Origin of the sequence: Shewanella submarina, assembly GCF_042646185.1 — a bacterium.
Taxonomy (GTDB): Bacteria; Pseudomonadota; Gammaproteobacteria; order Enterobacterales; family Shewanellaceae; genus Shewanella; species Shewanella corallii.
Map to the genome: position 1 here is coordinate 214867 of NZ_JBHRTD010000006.1, position 15864 is coordinate 230730.

Sequence of the window (15864 nt, forward strand, 5' to 3'; positions counted from 1 at the left end):
GCGGGCGTTACGGGATCTCCCTAACGCCCGTTGTTATGTCTCCCGCAGTCAAAATGAACTGCCAGCTCAGAGAAAGCGAAGACTATGTCAAAGCGAGATTATTACGAAGTATTGGGCGTTGGCCGTGACGCCAGCGAGCGCGATATCAAAAAGGCGTACAAGCGCCTGGCGATGAAATACCATCCCGACCGTAACCCGGGTGACAAAGAAGCGGAAACTGCCTTTAAAGAGGTGAAGGAAGCTTACGAGATCCTGACCGATTCCGATAAGAAAGCGGCCTATGATCAATTTGGTCACGCCGGTGTTGATCCTAACCGTGGTGGCGGTGGGTTCGGCGGTGGCGCTGATTTCGGTGATATTTTCGGTGATGTCTTTGGTGATATCTTCGGCGGCGGTCGTCGTGGTCAGCGTCAGGCTGCCCGTGGCTCAGACCTGCGTTACAACCTGGAACTGTCTCTGGAAGAGGCCGTACGTGGCCTGACCAAAGAACTGCGTATTCCAACACTGGCTACCTGTGACGTGTGTGATGGTTCTGGTGCCAAAGCTGGCAGCAGCGCGACAACCTGTGGTACCTGTCATGGTGCCGGTCAGGTGCAGATGCGTCAGGGTTTCTTTGCTGTGCAGCAGCCATGTCCAACCTGTCATGGTCGCGGCAAAATCATTAAAGACCCTTGTGGCAAGTGTCATGGCGAAGGTCGTGTCGAGAAGACCAAGACTCTGTCTGTGAAGATCCCGGCCGGTGTTGATACAGGTGACCGTATCCGTCTGGCGGGTGAAGGTGAAGCCGGTGAGTTCGGTGCACCTCCAGGCGATCTGTATGTACAGGTCAGCGTGCGCGAACATCCTATCTTTGTGCGTGATGGCAACAATCTTTATTGCGAAGTGCCTATCTCTTTCAGCAAGGCTGCACTGGGCGGCGAAGTTCAGGTGCCAACTCTGGATGGTAAGGTTAGCCTGAAGATCCCAACGGAAACTCAGACAGGTCGCATGTTCCGTCTGCGTGGTAAGGGTGTGAAGTCTGTGCGCAGCCATGCCGTGGGCGATCTGCTGTGTAAGGTTGTAGTTGAAACCCCGGTTAATTTGAACGAGCGTCAGAAAGAACTGTTGCGAGAGTTTGAAGAAACCCTGACGGGCGAATCACGCAAGCACAGCCCTAAAGCTGAAGGTTTCTTCGATGGCGTGAAGAAGTTCTTCCAGGATCTGAATAACTGATCCTCCGACCCTGTCGAACGATGAATTAACAAAGCCCGGTACTGGAGACAGTATCGGGCTTTTTACTTTTGCGCTGACTATCGATTTTATCTGTCTGTATTGGTTACACTCTACCACATTGTTGTAACGGACTAAACCAATGAAGATATCTGTGAAATTAGCCGCACTGGCATTAACCCTGACAATGGCAGGCTGCGCCACTCACCAATCGCCCACAGGACGCAGTCAGATGCTGATGCACAGCGAGGCAGAAATGGCGCAGTTGGGGCAGGTATCGTTTGAGCAGTTGAAACAGCAGGAAAAAGTCAGCAGCGATCCGGCCAGCATTGCCTATGTTAATTGCATCGCTGACAGAATCACAGGAGTGCTGCCTGCTCAGCAATGGGAAGTGGTACTGTTTGACTCCCCTCAGGTGAACGCCTTTGCCCTGCCTGGGGGATATATAGGGGTTTACACCGGCATGCTGAATGTCGCCCAAAATGAGGACCAATTGGCCGCGGTAATGGGGCATGAGGTGGCGCACGTACTGGCTCGCCACAGTAATGAAAAGGTGTCCCGCTCCGAGCTGACGGGAACCGGGCTGCAAATCCTGAATATTGGTCTTGCTGCCTACGGGGTTGAAAGTGCCGGCACGATTACTCAGCTGGCGGCATTGGGCACCAATGTGTTTTTCACTTTGCCCTATGGCAGAGAGCAGGAAACCGAAGCAGATATTATGGGCGTTGAGCTGATGGCCAGAGCCGGCTTTGACCCGGCCGCGTCTGTAGACCTTTGGCACAATATGGCCAAAGCCAGTGAAGGTGCACCACCTGAAATGCTGTCTACTCATCCCTCTCACAGTACCCGTATTAATGAGCTGACCGCTCAACAGCAATCGGCTCAACAATATTATCAGGCGGCCAAAGCGATGAACTGGCCAACCTGCAGCAAGCCAAAATGATTAAACCTGGCCCAATGTCATTGGATAAGTTATTTACTGCCCATATATAGGTAAATAAGCACTGTTGTCATCGAATGCTGTTTATTTGCCTATGAAGAAGTTTATTCCTGCGTTTGTATTGTCACTGGCGGTCACTTTATTGAGTGGCTGCGATACCCATACCTCGCCAACCGGGCGTAGCCAGACGCTGCTGTTTTCCGAATCTGATATGGCACAGATGGGAGAGGCGAGCTTTGCGCAAATGAAGCAAAGTCTGCCCATTAACCGCAATCCCCAGTTGAACGCCTACGTCAACTGTATTACTCAGCGTATCGTCAAGCAGGCGGGCGATACCCGTCATAAGCACTGGGAAGTCGTGCTGTTTGACTCACCTCAGGTCAATGCCTTTGCGCTACCCGGTGGCTTTATTGGGGTCTATACCGGCATGCTGAATTTGGCCCGCACCCAGGATGAACTGGCCGCTGTCATAGGTCATGAAGTGGCTCATGTGCTGTCCAGTCACGGTAACGAGCAGGCTTCCCGCTCCGAGATGAAAAACTTTGGCCTTAAGGCGGTGGATTTTGCTCTGGATATGGGCGAAGTCGAGCACAGGGATATGGTGATGGCCGCGTTGGGCCTGGGCGCTGAAGTAGGTATTACTCTGCCGTTTGGCCGGGATCAAGAGACAGAGGCGGATTTGGTCGGGCTGGTGCTGATGGCCAAAGCCGGGTTTGACCCCGGGGCTGCTGTCAGTCTGTGGCAAAATATGGCCAGAGCATCCGGCAGCCAGCCTATGGAAATACTCTCAACTCACCCATCCCACGGCAGTCGTATAGAGGAGCTTAACGAGCAAATTCCCCATGTAATGCCAGCCTATCAACAGGCCAGGGAAGACGGGATACGTGAGTGTCGCCTGAGGTAAGTGCTCAGAAATTACCCTGTTATGGCAGGGCGTTGCGTAATGCACTATGTTACAATGCCCGCCGCATAAATTTTCACTAACCAAGAGTAACCTGATTATGTCTGAGAAGTTCTCTACCGTAGAACAGCACGCCAGCTATGGTGTAGGTCGCCAAATGGGTGAGCAGCTGAAAGCCAACTCTTTCGAAGGTATCGATATCGCTGCAGTCCAAGCCGGTCTGGCTGATGCGTTCGACGGCAAAGATAGTGCAGTATCCATGCAGGATATGCAGATTGCTTTTACTGAAATCAGTCAGCGTCTGCAAAAGGCACAGGAAGAAGCGGCTGCGGCTGCATCTGCTGAAGGCGAAGCTTTCCTGGCTGATAATGCCAAGCGTGACGGTGTATTCACCACTGAATCAGGTCTGCAGTACGAAATCATCACTGAAGGTAACGGTGCCAAGCCTACCTACAATGACACCGTACGTACTCACTACCATGGTACTTTCATCAATGGTGATGTGTTCGACAGTTCCGTTGTTCGTGATCAGCCTGCTGAATTCCCGGTATCCGGTGTAATCGCTGGTTGGACTGAAGCCCTGCAGCTGATGCCTGCCGGCTCCAAGTGGAAGCTGTATGTACCTCAGCACCTGGCCTATGGCGAGCGTGGTGCCGGTGCATCTATCCCACCATACTCTGCACTGGTATTTGAAGTAGAGCTGTTGGATATCCTGTAATTGGATTGATGCTATTACTTATAAAAACGTCGGCACTGCCGGCGTTTTTTTATGCCCGGTATCCGTCTGGCACTGACGTTAGCCTTGAAACGCTGAAATCTGGTCAAGTACAGAGATTTTTCTCCCTCCTCTTCATAGTTTATGTAGAATCAATCCATTCATTTGTCCGCGAGCCGGGCAATAGCGTTATCAGATTCAGGGAGCTAGTGATGAGTGGAGATGTTCGGGTTGCGATTGTAGGCGCCGGCGGCCGTATGGGGCGGACGTTGATCGAAGCAACTGAAAACCATGCTGACATTATTCTGGGGGCGGCTATCGAGCGTCCTGATTCAAGCCTGCTGGGCTGTGATGCCGGTGAGTTGGCGGGGATCGGCAACAAGGCAATTACTCTGGTTGATAGCCTGGATAAAGCCAGCGATGATTTTGATGTTCTGATTGATTTCACTTCCCCCGAAGGCACGCTTGCGCACCTGGATTGGTGTGCCCGTAACCATAAAGCCATAGTGATAGGCACTACTGGTTTTAATGCTGCTCAGAAAGAGCAGATAGCCGCCTTTGCTGAGCAGACCCCAGTGGTGCTGGCACCCAATATGTCTGTGGGGGTAAACCTGATGTGGAAGCTGCTGGAACTGGCTGCTGAAGTCATGGGTGAGTACACAGATATCGAAATTATCGAAGGCCACCATAGATTCAAGAAAGACGCACCCAGCGGTACAGCCTTGAAGATGGGCGAGGTAATTGCCAATAAGCTCGGCCGTGATCTGGAACAATGCGCCGTTTATGGGCGTGAGGGCATTACCGGTGAGCGTGACCGCGAGACAATAGGTTTTGCCACTATCCGAGCAGGCGATCTGGTAGGTGAGCATACCGCGATGTTTGCTGATATCGGCGAACGTCTGGAGATTACCCATAAAGCCTCAAGCCGTATGACCTTTGCTAATGGTGCGATGCGTGCCTCTTTATGGGTATCTGACCAGGATGCCGGTCTGTATGACATGCAGCAAGTGTTAGGGTTAAGTTAACGAAAGCCGCCGCAAGGCGGTTTTTTTTGGAATTATTTTTCAGAATAGAAAGCTTGGGTGTAGACGGGTTAGCATCCCCAAGGTATAATCCTCGGAATTTGTCAAAATTTCGAAATTAAGCGGAATTTGGTAATTTAACTATACAAATAAATTCAATTTTCAGTGGCTTGTCTTTCGGAGGTCGCGTTGACACAGTCTGCCTTACTCGTACTCGAAGATGGATCCGTTTTCAGAGGTACCGCAATTGGAGCGAATGGAATCGCCGTTGGAGAAGTTGTTTTTAACACTTCGATGACAGGGTATCAAGAAATTCTGACTGATCCTTCCTATTCTCGCCAAATCGTTACTTTAACCTACCCACATATTGGTAATACCGGTACCAATTCAGAAGATACAGAATCCAACAGCGTTCATGCCTGTGGTCTGATCATCCGGGATCTTCCTCTTCTCGCCAGCAACTTCCGCAATGAACAATCCCTCAGTGACTATCTGAAGTCCAACAACATAGTTGGTATTGCAGACATTGACACCCGTCGCCTGACCCGCATTTTGCGTGAGAAAGGTGCTCAGGCAGGTTGTATCCTGGTGGGTGATATGGATGAAGCCAAAGCACTGGAAGCTGCCCGTGCATTCCCTGGTCTGAAAGGGATGGACCTGGCCAAGGAAGTGACCACTGAGTCGACCTATCAGTGGCGCAAAGGAAGCTGGCGTCTGGAAGGTGGTCTGCCTTCAGACACACCTGCCGAAGAGCTGAAGTTTAAAGTCGTGGCTTACGACTATGGCGTAAAAACCAATATTTTGCGCATGCTGGTTGACCGTGGCTGTGATGTCACTGTGGTACCTGCACAAACTCCTGCCAGTGAAGTACTGGCGATGAATCCTGACGGTGTGTTCCTGTCCAATGGCCCTGGTGACCCAGCGCCATGCGACTACGCTATCGCAGCGATTCAGGAAATCCTGACTACCGACATCCCTGTTTTCGGTATCTGTCTGGGTCATCAGCTACTGGCTCTGGCCAGTGGTGCACAGACTCTGAAGATGAAGTTTGGCCACCATGGTGCAAACCATCCGGTGGGCGATATCGAAAAAGGCACTGTGATGATCACCAGCCAGAACCACGGTTTTGCTGCTGATGAGGCAACACTGCCAGCCAACATCAAGGTGACTCACAAGTCCCTGTTCGATGGCTCACTGCAGGGTATTCACCTGACTGACAAGCCAGCGTTCAGCTTCCAGGGGCATCCTGAAGCGAGCCCGGGCCCACACGATTGTGCACCTTTGTTCGACCACTTTATCGAACTGATTGAACAATATCGTCAGACCGCCAAGTAACAGAATTCGGAGCAGAGAAGTAAGCCATGCCAAAACGTACAGACATACAAAGTATCCTTATCCTGGGTGCCGGTCCGATTGTTATCGGTCAGGCCTGTGAGTTTGACTACTCAGGTGCTCAGGCCTGTAAAGCCCTGCGCGAAGAAGGCTACCGTGTCATTCTGGTGAACTCCAACCCAGCCACCATCATGACCGACCCGGAAATGGCCGATGCCACTTACATCGAGCCAATTCACTGGGAAGTGGTGCGCAACATTATCGCTAAAGAGCGTCCAGACGCGATTCTGCCTACCATGGGCGGCCAGACCGCACTGAACTGTGCACTGGAACTGGAACGTCAGGGCGTACTGGCTGAGTTCAATGTTGAGATGATCGGTGCCACTGCCGATGCTATCGATAAAGCAGAAGACCGCTCACGTTTCGACGTGGCTATGAAATCTATCGGCCTGGAATGTCCTCGTGCCGGTATCGCCCACAGCATGGAAGAAGCCTACGGCGTACTGGATGAAGTGGGTTTCCCATGTATCATCCGTCCATCTTTCACCATGGGTGGCTCAGGCGGCGGTATCGCTTACAACAAGGAAGAGTTTGAAGAGATCTGTAGCCGTGGTCTGGATTTGTCTCCGACCAATGAACTGCTGATTGACGAATCCCTGATCGGCTGGAAAGAGTACGAGATGGAAGTGGTTCGTGACCGCAACGATAACTGCATTATCGTGTGTGCCATCGAAAACTTCGACCCTATGGGCGTTCACACTGGTGACTCCATCACTGTGGCACCGGCCCAGACGCTGACCGACAAGGAATACCAGATCATGCGTAACGCCTCCATGGCGGTACTGCGTGAAATCGGTGTAGAAACCGGTGGTTCCAACGTTCAATTCGGTATTAACCCGAAGACTGGCCGTATGGTTATCATCGAGATGAACCCACGTGTATCCCGTTCATCTGCACTGGCCTCCAAAGCAACCGGTTTCCCGATTGCCAAGATTGCGGCCAAGCTGGCAGTAGGCTTCACCCTGGATGAGCTGTCCAACGACATCACAGGCGGTAAGACCCCAGCCTCTTTCGAACCTGCTATAGACTATGTTGTGACGAAGGTTCCACGTTTCAACTTCGAAAAGTTTGCCGGTTCCAACGACCGTCTGACTACTCAGATGAAGTCTGTGGGCGAGGTAATGGCGATTGGTCGTACCTTCCAGGAGTCTCTGCAGAAAGCACTGCGCGGTCTGGAAGTAGGCCGTAACGGTCTGGACCCTGTGGTTGATGTAGAAGAAGCTGATGCCCTGCAGAAAATCCGCCATGAGCTGAAAGAGCCGGGTGCGGACCGTATCTGGTACATCGCTGATGCATTCCGCGCCGGTCTGTCCATGGACGCCATCTTCAAGCTGACCAATATTGACCCTTGGTTCCTGGTGCAGATTGAAGACCTGATTAAGTCTGAGAACAAGGTTCGTGAACTGGGTTGGGCTAACCTGGATGCCGACCTGCTGCGTCAGCTGAAGCGTAAAGGTTTTGCCGATGCGCGTTTGGCAGAGCTGCTGGGTATCAGCGAAAACGAACTGCGCAAGGCCCGTCATCGCTATGAAATCTTCCCGGTTTACAAGCGTGTAGACACCTGTGCTGCTGAGTTCTCTACCGATACCGCTTACATGTACTCTACCTATGAGGAAGAGTGTGAGGCCAACCCATCTACCCGTGACAAGATCATGGTACTGGGTGGCGGTCCAAACCGTATTGGCCAGGGTATTGAGTTCGATTACTGCTGTGTTCACGCTGCCCTGGCACTGCGTGAAGATGGTTACGAAACCATTATGGTTAACTGTAACCCAGAGACAGTATCCACCGATTATGACACTTCCGACCGTCTGTACTTCGAGCCGGTAACCCTGGAAGACGTATTGGAAATCGTACGCGTTGAGCAGCCAAAAGGCGTTATCGTGCAGTACGGTGGTCAAACGCCACTGAAACTGGCCCGCGCTCTGGAAGCCGCTGGCGTGCCGATTATCGGTACCAGCCCTGATGCCATTGACCGCGCTGAAGACCGTGAGCGTTTCCAGCACGCAGTGCAGCGTCTGGGCCTTAAGCAGCCTGAGAACGATACTGTAACCACAGTTGAAGGTGCGGTACTGTCCGCTGAGCGTATCGGTTACCCACTGGTTGTTCGTCCATCCTATGTATTGGGTGGCCGCGCCATGGAAATCGTGTATGACGAGCAGGATCTGCGCCGTTACTTCAACGAAGCGGTAAGCGTATCCAACGCGTCTCCGGTACTGCTGGACCGCTTCTTGGACGATGCCACTGAGGTGGATATCGATGCAGTATGTGACGGCAAGACTGTTGTGGTTGGCGCCATTATGGAGCACATCGAGCAGGCGGGGGTTCACTCAGGTGACTCTGGTTGTTCTCTGCCTCCATACACCCTGAGCAAGCAGATCCAGGATGAGATGCGCGAGCAGGTTCGTAAGCTGGCCTTCGAGCTGGGTGTTGTGGGTCTGATGAACGTACAGTTCGCGGTGAAGAATAACGAAATCTATATGATTGAAGTTAACCCACGTGCTGCCCGTACCGTGCCATTTGTGTCCAAGGCGACCGGTGTGCCGCTGGCCAAGATTGCTGCCCGTGTGATGGTTGGTAAATCTCTGATTGAACAGCAGTTCACCGAAGAAGTTATCCCACCATACTACTCAGTGAAAGAAGTGGTACTGCCATTCAACAAGTTCCCAGGCGTTGACCCGCTGCTTGGCCCTGAAATGCGCTCTACCGGTGAGGTTATGGGTGTAGGTGATACCTTCGCAGAAGCTTATGCAAAGGCGCTGCTGGGTTCTGTTAAGGACATTCCTAAGAAGGGCCGTGCCCTGCTGTCTGTACGTGACAGTGACAAGGGCCGTGTTGCTGACCTGGCTGCCAAGCTGGCTGAACTGGGTTATGAGCTGGATGCTACCCATGGTACTGCCGTGGTACTGGGCGAAGCCGGTATCAACCCACGTCTGGTGAACAAGGTACATGAAGGTCGTCCACACATTCTGGACCGCATCAAGAATGGTGAATACACCTATATCGTCAACACCACTGAAGGTCGTCAGGCGATTGAGGACTCCCGTCAGCTGCGTGGCGGCGCGCTGCGCTACAAGGTGCAGTACACCACGACCCTGAACGCGGCGTTCGCAACCTGTATGGCATCGACCAATGATGACCGCAGCAAGGTGAACTCAGTGCAGGAACTGCATGAGCGTATAGCCAAGGGCTAATTCAAAGGAATTAACCAATAACTAAGAAGGCCGCATTAGCGGCCTTCTTCTTTTGTTGGTATTAATTATTTTTGAATCAGCATCTGCAGCGGTTTAGTAAGATATTCAATAATCGTTGATTTTTGAAATTTGGGGATTAGCTTGCTTGATATGCCCTTAAGCTGTTTTCAAACGGATAAGGCGGGTGATTAATCAAGTTTAATCCTGTGCAGTTTTTATGGAACTTTAAGACTATCTTTGGGTGGTTGTTTATCTCTAAACAAATCAGGTGCCTGATAAGAACTTCAGCTTGAAGATGGTATTTTGGAGTCAGAAATAGAGATAAGTACTAAATCTGTTTGAGAAATATAAACCAGACCTCTTAGCCTCTTACTCGTTTTGTGTGAATTTTCGTATTTACATTGAATTCCAATGACGACTCCTGTCCTCTGTTGCCTGAACTTATGACAGGAGGTTACACATGAAATCAATGATCTTAGGTTTACTCGCTGTGGGAGCGTTAACGGCATTTGATACCGAAGCAGCGGCTGTTGAGTGTTATGTAGATACTCAGGCCTATGACCAATATACTGCTGGTCATTGCTTCTCCATGGTGTGGGGAGCCAGAACTGCTACGGCTGTGTTTCGGGTAAATGGCGCAAATGGTCAAATCTCTCAGGTTATTTGGGGAGATGCTGCCAGTGGCAAATGCGGTAGCGGAACCCACTGTTCTTTTACTATCAGGCCTTTTAGACCGTACCGTGCGACAGCGACAATTTTGTATGCCGATGGAACCTGGGAAAATGCGACTCCTGCTACCGCCAGCTTTGAAGATGGCAGATAGCCTGTATTGCATCTGATGCCCCAAAGAGGGTGGGGCTGAAGCCACCCTCTTTCTTTTGATTATGACTTCCTCTTTGGCAACTAAAGCATCCATTTGTCAGCTCACAAAAGTTCAGTTTGGCGTGGAGTTGTTGCTGAATTATCTCTACAATCCGCCACCTGAATTTTGCTCATCTTGTGCTGTAAATGATCGATCTATCTGTATTACCCCTTTACCTGACTGCTATTTTGGCACTTTTGCTGATCCCTGGCCCTGATATGCTGCTGATCACTTCAGCCAGCCTCAGCTATGGTCGTCGTGTGGGCGTTTGGGCCAGTATTGGCAACGCGACTTCCGGCATTATTCTGACCTTGTTGGCGGCGATGGGGGTGTCTGCTCTGGTAGCCATGAGCCCACTGGCACTGGAAGCGCTTAAGTATATTGGCGCAGCTTATCTGGCATGGATGGGATGGGGTTGCCTCAGAACCAAAGACGGCGGCGAAGCCAAAACACCGGAAGCGCAAAAGAACCTGGGCAAGCAGTTATATCGTCAGGCTGTGATTAGCAACCTGCTTAACCCCAAGGCACTGATGTTCTTTGTGCTGTTTCTACCTCAGTTTGTGTCATCCAATATTAGTGCATCATCCGGTGAGCAGATGTTGGCGCTTGGTTTGCTGCTTAATGTCGCAGGTCTCACCTTTAACCTCTTGCTCGTCGCTGCGGTGGGGTCTTTGGGGCAGGCGTTGCTCAGCCATCCCGGTTTCCGGGTTTGGCAGAACAAGGTGATGGGCGCCGTATTTATTTTGTTGTCAGTTTGGTTGCTGACATCTCAGGTTACGGCTCAGGTCGCTTAGTTCAACAACCCTCCAGAAAGTCGAAAAGGCGTCCTTTGCTTGATGTGCATAGAGCGCCTTTTTACTGTCTGTTTTACTGCTGTCTATTTGCCAGCGCTGGCAGATTCGTCAGTTATCTTTTTTGGGCGGTTTGACTTTGGCGGCCTTCCTGGACTCGTGCAGTTCTCTCAGGTGCTGCTGTTCGCCTTTACGTCTGTGTTCGTCATGAGCCAGAACATCTGCTTTCTTCTGCCCTTTAGCTTCAGCCAACTCTTTAAGATGTTGCTGCTCACCTTTGCGTTTGGTGGCATCAGAAACGACATGAGTCGTTAAGTCGTCATTTGATTGAGTGCTGGCATCTGCATTTGCAGCCGCCGTGAAAAAAGGGATGAAAAGAGTGAGGGGAAGTGCTAACGCGAGTTTTTTAAGCTTTGGCATATCAACCTCCGCAGCCAACACCGAACAAGGTGTGGCGGGTAAATATTGAGCAGCCAGTATAGCTGCTCAATATGGAGGATTTCACTGCTTTTGGTGAAATTTACAGCGATATTCTTGGTTAGGCTTAAGTCGCTACTGTCTGGCGCTGTATTCAATAATAGTATCGCGATACAGCTTCAGCAGTGAGGCGTCATCCACATCAACCGCGACAGATTGCTTTGGCTTGCCTTCCCACTCATCGTAACCGTGACGGCGATCCGTGAATTTCTGCAGAGTCATGCCTTCGGCGCAACCATCCAGCACTACCCGAACAGGACCCAGACGCAGGCTGAAAAGTTCTGGGTTGATCACATAGGCGATGGCAGAAGGGTCATGCACATGACAGCCTGAAAGCCCGATTTTCTCTGAATAGAACTCCAGATAGTAGCGACTGACATCGTGAATAAACTGGCCCACCTCTCCTGCGTCATCACGCAGCTGATCCAGATACTCGCTGCTGAAGAAGCTCTCTTCAGTGACATCAAGACCAACTATGACCACAGGCCAATCAGCGGTGAACACCAGGTCAGCAGCGTGCGGGTCGTCATGAATATTAGCTTCGGCAAATGGTGTCACATTACCTTTGTGTCCGTGTTCACCAAAGGCGCCACCCATAATGACTACCTGTTTAACCAGTTTGGTGATTGCAGGATCAGCCTGTAGTGCCAATGCAAGGTTGGTCAAAGGGCCAACGGCAACCAGGGTGATTTCGCCGGGGTGAGCCTTTAGCTGGTCGATAATGTACTGATGTGCCGGACGCGGATCTGCCTTTGCGGTTTGCGGTTCAGAAGCATGCAGGTGGCCAAAACCGGTTTCACCGTGAACAATCACAGTTGGGCCAACCGGTGGACGCTCCAGTGGCTGACTTGCACCCTGGGCAACGTCATAGCTGCAATTGAACTTCTCTTTCAGGAAGAGGGCATTACGGGTGCCATTTTCGATGGTTGCATTACCAAATACTGTGGTCAGCGCCATCAGTTCGATATCTTGGTGGGCCTCGGCAAACAAAATCGCCATTGCATCGTCGATACCCGGGTCTGTATCCAGAATAATTTTATGAGTCATTGTTATTCCTGTTGTAGGGTCCCTTTGGATGGGAGATGGCGCAGTGTATCTGATAAATCCTGCGACTGTTGTGACAGTTCGCAAACCGCTAATTAAGCCTCGTACGATTGCTGTGGAAGTAAGCAATATGCTGTATTTTTCGTAACTTACTGGAACCAGAGAGGTATTGAACTAAGCTTAAACAGACACCCGTTGGTCTGCTGGCGGCGAGACCAACGATTTGGGCATACCTCAGGTATGCCATTTTTTTCCTTCAGTTGTCACTTGTTTACTGTCCCCCTCAAATCTTTCTTCGGGTTATGCTCATCACTGACACTTGTCGGTAGAGCAGGAGTTATGCCGGGAAAATTAGGAGGAACGGGCTTCTTACTGCAGCCAGCAGTCATTATCCGCTCAGTTATGAAGGTTGGAGTTGGCTCACGAGAGTGGGTAGGGTAACTTTCTGGTTGGAAATCAGACTTTAGGGTGATTGCACAAAAAAATTACCCTGTTGAGAATCTACTTACGTCTGGTCGATAACTGGTAACCTTATGAAAAAAATAATGATAACGCTTTGTGCTGTACTTCTGGCCGGTTGTGGAGCAACGCCCGTGTTAAAGCAGCCTGCGATGAAGATTAGTGCCAGTGAGCTGTCCCGCTATTGGTTACCCGTATCCGACTCCTACCAATTTGAGATTGATGAAAGTCTGCCTGCTAAAGGCTATGTTGAGGCCAGGTATTTGATCGATTCCGAAGGAAGGGTTCACAAGGTCACTTTTACCTCTATGACTGACCCTCAGTGGGGAGAGGTGGTTCGGGAAATGCTGGCTCAATATCAATACACCCCTTCGGCATACAACACCAAGTTGATCCCTGTCTGGGTCAGTAATGAGTTTACGCTGACTAAGTAGTGCCCCAACTCTTACACTCTGTTTAAATCAGCAGGCCTGTGGTTGCACCAGTTCCCGGGCCTGCTCACGCAGATAGTCCATTCCTGACAGGAAGCCGGAGAACATTTTCAGCGCCACAAATTGGCCCATTTCAGTGACCTGATAGCCGTCGCTGTGACTTTTAATGGCGCCTGTGGCCAGCAGGAAGCTCATTTCCAGTGGCAAAGCCCGCCACAGGCTTTGCCCTGTATGCAACTCAAACTCTTTGTGTCGCACAATTCCGTGGCCCATCATTATCATTAAATGATGTTGCCTCAGGGCCTGATCACTTATCTGCTTTTCAAATTGAATTCCAGGCTTAGCGGGGGCGGCTTTTCTTGAATCTATATAGTCCTGAATATCAAAGCTGGAGATCAGGAACCTGTTTCCAAAACGGCCAAATGCTCCTGAACCGACACCGAAGCAATCTTCACCGTCAAGAACATATTTGTGTTCAACAGGCTGCTGTTTACGCTGACTATATGTCCAGGGAAATTCCATATCATAGGCTGTTGTCAGGCAAGATCTGGCCGTGACGAACTGGGCCCATAGGTCACTCTCTTTACCAGAAATTGATGCGCATTTTTTTCGGTTTTTGCCAATGCCCGGGGTCAGGGGGTAGGTGGTGATCTGTTCCGGCTTCAGACTTATGGCTTTTTCGAGATCAATGGCAATGGAGTCCGGGGTTTGACCGGTAAACCCATACATCATATCCATGTTAACGGTTGGAAACAGAGATACGGCTTTATGAATATACTCATACTGCTCCTGGCCCGAGCCGAATTTCTCATATCTTCCTGTGGCTTTGAGTATTCGGTCTTCAAAACTCTGGACACCAATCGACATACGATCAACTAACCCTGTAAGCCTCTGCGGTTGGCCTTCATGGAAGTAGATTGGATCGCTTTCACAGGAGACTTCCCGTATCCGGGTTTTACTCAGAATAAGTTCTATGGTGGCTATCAGTTCATCTTCAAGAATCGTGGTAGTGCCGCCGCCCACATACACACGGTTAAATTTAAAGCCAAGATCGATTACAGAGCAGATCTCCTGCCTCAGAGCCTTAAAGTAATCCCTGGCCAGTACCTCATTAAACTTAACCTTATGAAATGAGCAATATCGGCATAATGTGTGGCAGAAGGGAATGTGCAGATACAGGGTTTCGATGGGTTTTTCCGGGGCAATGAGCATTGAATTGGGCACTTTGGCATCCGACAGGGAGAGCGAATTCTGGATCTGCCATTGCATCACCTTATCCATGGCACTGATCGACATTGATGAAAATCCACTTAACGGTCTGAAATCCATGAATCCCTCCTGACTTCGATACTGAGTGGCGGTAAAACCTACAGATACCAGCCTAAGAGATAGGCTATTTTTGAACTGTCGACAGCGGCATACTTTTATCAATTAACTGTTTTATTTGTATAAATTGTCGGGTTGCCCACAAATCACTATGAGCGGAGAAATAAAAACCGCCTTGGCAGGCGGTTTTTAATAGACGGATTTTAAGCTGGGCTATATGGCAGGCTTATGGTTGCTGCTTGGTTGCAGCCAGTACGATTTCACGTACGCACACATTTTGTGGTTGCTGCCAGGCGAACAGTGTCGCTTCAGCGATGGTTTCCGGCATGATCACGCCGCCCATCTCAGTTTTCCAATCTTCGTAGCCTGCTTTGATTGCATCACTGGTGGTGTGGCTAAGCAGTTCAGTTTCCACAGCACCAGGGGCAATGGTGATGACACGGACATTGTCCATGGCCACTTCTTCGCGAATGTTTTCTGTCAGCGCATGCACAGCAAATTTGGTGGCGCAGTATGCGGCATGGTTAGGGAAGGTCTTACGACCGGCGATAGAGCTGACATTGATGATGGTACCAGTGCTACGGGCTTTCATATCAGCCAGAACAGCATGAACGCCGTTAAGCACACCCATCACATTGATGTTCAACATGCGGGTCCATTCAGTTGGGTCCTGTTCGTGGGCCAGTCCCAGCAGCATAACGCCGGCGTTATTGACCAGACAGCCTACTTTGCCAAACTGCGCTTCACCTTCTGCAATCGCTGCCTTAAAGGCTTCGCCATCGGTTACATCCAGACTGATGCACAGTGCGTTTGGCAGATTCAGTGCCTGCATTGGCTCAATACGACGGGCCAACAGTAACAGAGGGTGACCTGCATTGCTGAACGCTTTGGCCATAGCAGCGCCGATACCTGATGATGCACCGGTAATAACAACTAACTCTTTACTCATAGTGATTGTCCTCAATCCAATGCTCTGGGTCAGAGCGGAAAACTTGTATGCCGGCCGGGCAGGGAATGAGCGCAGTATAGGAAGTGTCGAGGAAAGGGAAAAATACTTATTTTGACTGGTTATGATAGGCTGCGCCTATGAATGCCTGTAGA

At 50.6% G+C, this 15864-nt stretch carries 14 protein-coding genes; 10 read left to right on the forward strand and 4 right to left on the reverse strand.

Annotated features, from left to right (window positions below):
* The first annotated feature begins 84 nt into the window (after window positions 1-84).
* From dnaJ to ACFOE0_RS04030, 9 genes are all read left to right on the forward strand, one after another.
* Window positions 85-1212 (forward strand): molecular chaperone DnaJ, encoded by a 1128-nt coding sequence (gene dnaJ, locus ACFOE0_RS03990; protein WP_115136128.1) that lies wholly within the window; start codon window positions 85-87, stop codon window positions 1210-1212.
* A 139-nt stretch (window positions 1213-1351) separates the two neighbouring features.
* Window positions 1352-2152, forward strand: a complete 801-nt coding sequence (locus ACFOE0_RS03995) for a M48 family metallopeptidase (RefSeq protein WP_248935352.1) — start codon at window positions 1352-1354, stop codon at window positions 2150-2152.
* Window positions 2153-2243: 91 nt separating this feature from the next.
* A complete protein-coding gene (locus ACFOE0_RS04000; RefSeq protein WP_248935351.1) occupies window positions 2244-3053 on the forward strand; it encodes a M48 family metallopeptidase in 810 nt (269 codons plus the stop codon).
* 97 nt (window positions 3054-3150) lie between these two features.
* On the forward strand, window positions 3151-3768 hold the full coding sequence (locus ACFOE0_RS04005) for an FKBP-type peptidyl-prolyl cis-trans isomerase (protein WP_115136124.1): 618 nt from the start codon (window positions 3151-3153) through the stop codon (window positions 3766-3768).
* A 209-nt stretch (window positions 3769-3977) separates the two neighbouring features.
* A complete protein-coding gene (gene dapB / locus ACFOE0_RS04010; protein ID WP_248935350.1) occupies window positions 3978-4790 on the forward strand; it encodes a 4-hydroxy-tetrahydrodipicolinate reductase in 813 nt (270 codons plus the stop codon).
* A 186-nt stretch (window positions 4791-4976) separates the two neighbouring features.
* Window positions 4977-6122 carry a glutamine-hydrolyzing carbamoyl-phosphate synthase small subunit gene (carA, locus tag ACFOE0_RS04015; protein WP_115136122.1) on the forward strand — a complete coding sequence of 382 codons (1146 nt, stop codon included), beginning with the start codon at window positions 4977-4979 and terminating at the stop codon, window positions 6120-6122.
* A gap of 26 nt (window positions 6123-6148) precedes the next feature.
* A complete protein-coding gene (gene carB / locus ACFOE0_RS04020; protein WP_248935349.1) occupies window positions 6149-9373 on the forward strand; it encodes a carbamoyl-phosphate synthase large subunit in 3225 nt (1074 codons plus the stop codon).
* Between the two features lie 460 nt (window positions 9374-9833).
* A complete protein-coding gene (locus ACFOE0_RS04025; RefSeq protein WP_248935348.1) occupies window positions 9834-10196 on the forward strand; it encodes a hypothetical protein in 363 nt (120 codons plus the stop codon).
* Window positions 10197-10381: 185 nt separating this feature from the next.
* Entirely contained in the window at window positions 10382-11029 is a 648-nt protein-coding gene (locus ACFOE0_RS04030) for a LysE family translocator (RefSeq protein ID WP_248935347.1), read from the forward strand.
* A 108-nt stretch (window positions 11030-11137) separates the two neighbouring features.
* Here the strand turns inward: ACFOE0_RS04030 and ACFOE0_RS04035 are convergent, their stop codons facing one another.
* Together ACFOE0_RS04035 and ACFOE0_RS04040 are read right to left on the reverse strand one after the other, a co-directional pair.
* Window positions 11138-11446, reverse strand: a complete 309-nt coding sequence (locus ACFOE0_RS04035) for a hypothetical protein (RefSeq protein WP_248935346.1) — start codon at window positions 11444-11446, stop codon at window positions 11138-11140.
* A 132-nt stretch (window positions 11447-11578) separates the two neighbouring features.
* Window positions 11579-12550 (reverse strand): nucleoside hydrolase, encoded by a 972-nt coding sequence (locus ACFOE0_RS04040; RefSeq protein WP_248935345.1) that lies wholly within the window; start codon window positions 12548-12550, stop codon window positions 11579-11581.
* A 590-nt stretch (window positions 12551-13140) separates the two neighbouring features.
* Here ACFOE0_RS04040 and ACFOE0_RS04045 point away from each other — a divergent pair.
* Window positions 13141-13440, forward strand: a complete 300-nt coding sequence (locus tag ACFOE0_RS04045; RefSeq protein WP_248935344.1) for an energy transducer TonB — start codon at window positions 13141-13143, stop codon at window positions 13438-13440.
* A 27-nt stretch (window positions 13441-13467) separates the two neighbouring features.
* On the opposite strand, the gene ACFOE0_RS04050 is transcribed toward ACFOE0_RS04045, so the two are convergent.
* Together ACFOE0_RS04050 and ACFOE0_RS04055 are read right to left on the reverse strand one after the other, a co-directional pair.
* Window positions 13468-14766 carry a coproporphyrinogen III oxidase family protein gene (locus ACFOE0_RS04050; protein WP_248935343.1) on the reverse strand — a complete coding sequence of 433 codons (1299 nt, stop codon included), beginning with the start codon at window positions 14764-14766 and terminating at the stop codon, window positions 13468-13470.
* A gap of 223 nt (window positions 14767-14989) precedes the next feature.
* Window positions 14990-15712: an SDR family oxidoreductase gene (locus tag ACFOE0_RS04055; RefSeq protein ID WP_248935342.1), complete on the reverse strand. Its 723-nt coding sequence runs from the start codon at window positions 15710-15712 to the stop codon at window positions 14990-14992.
* Window positions 15713-15864 lie beyond the last annotated feature (152 nt).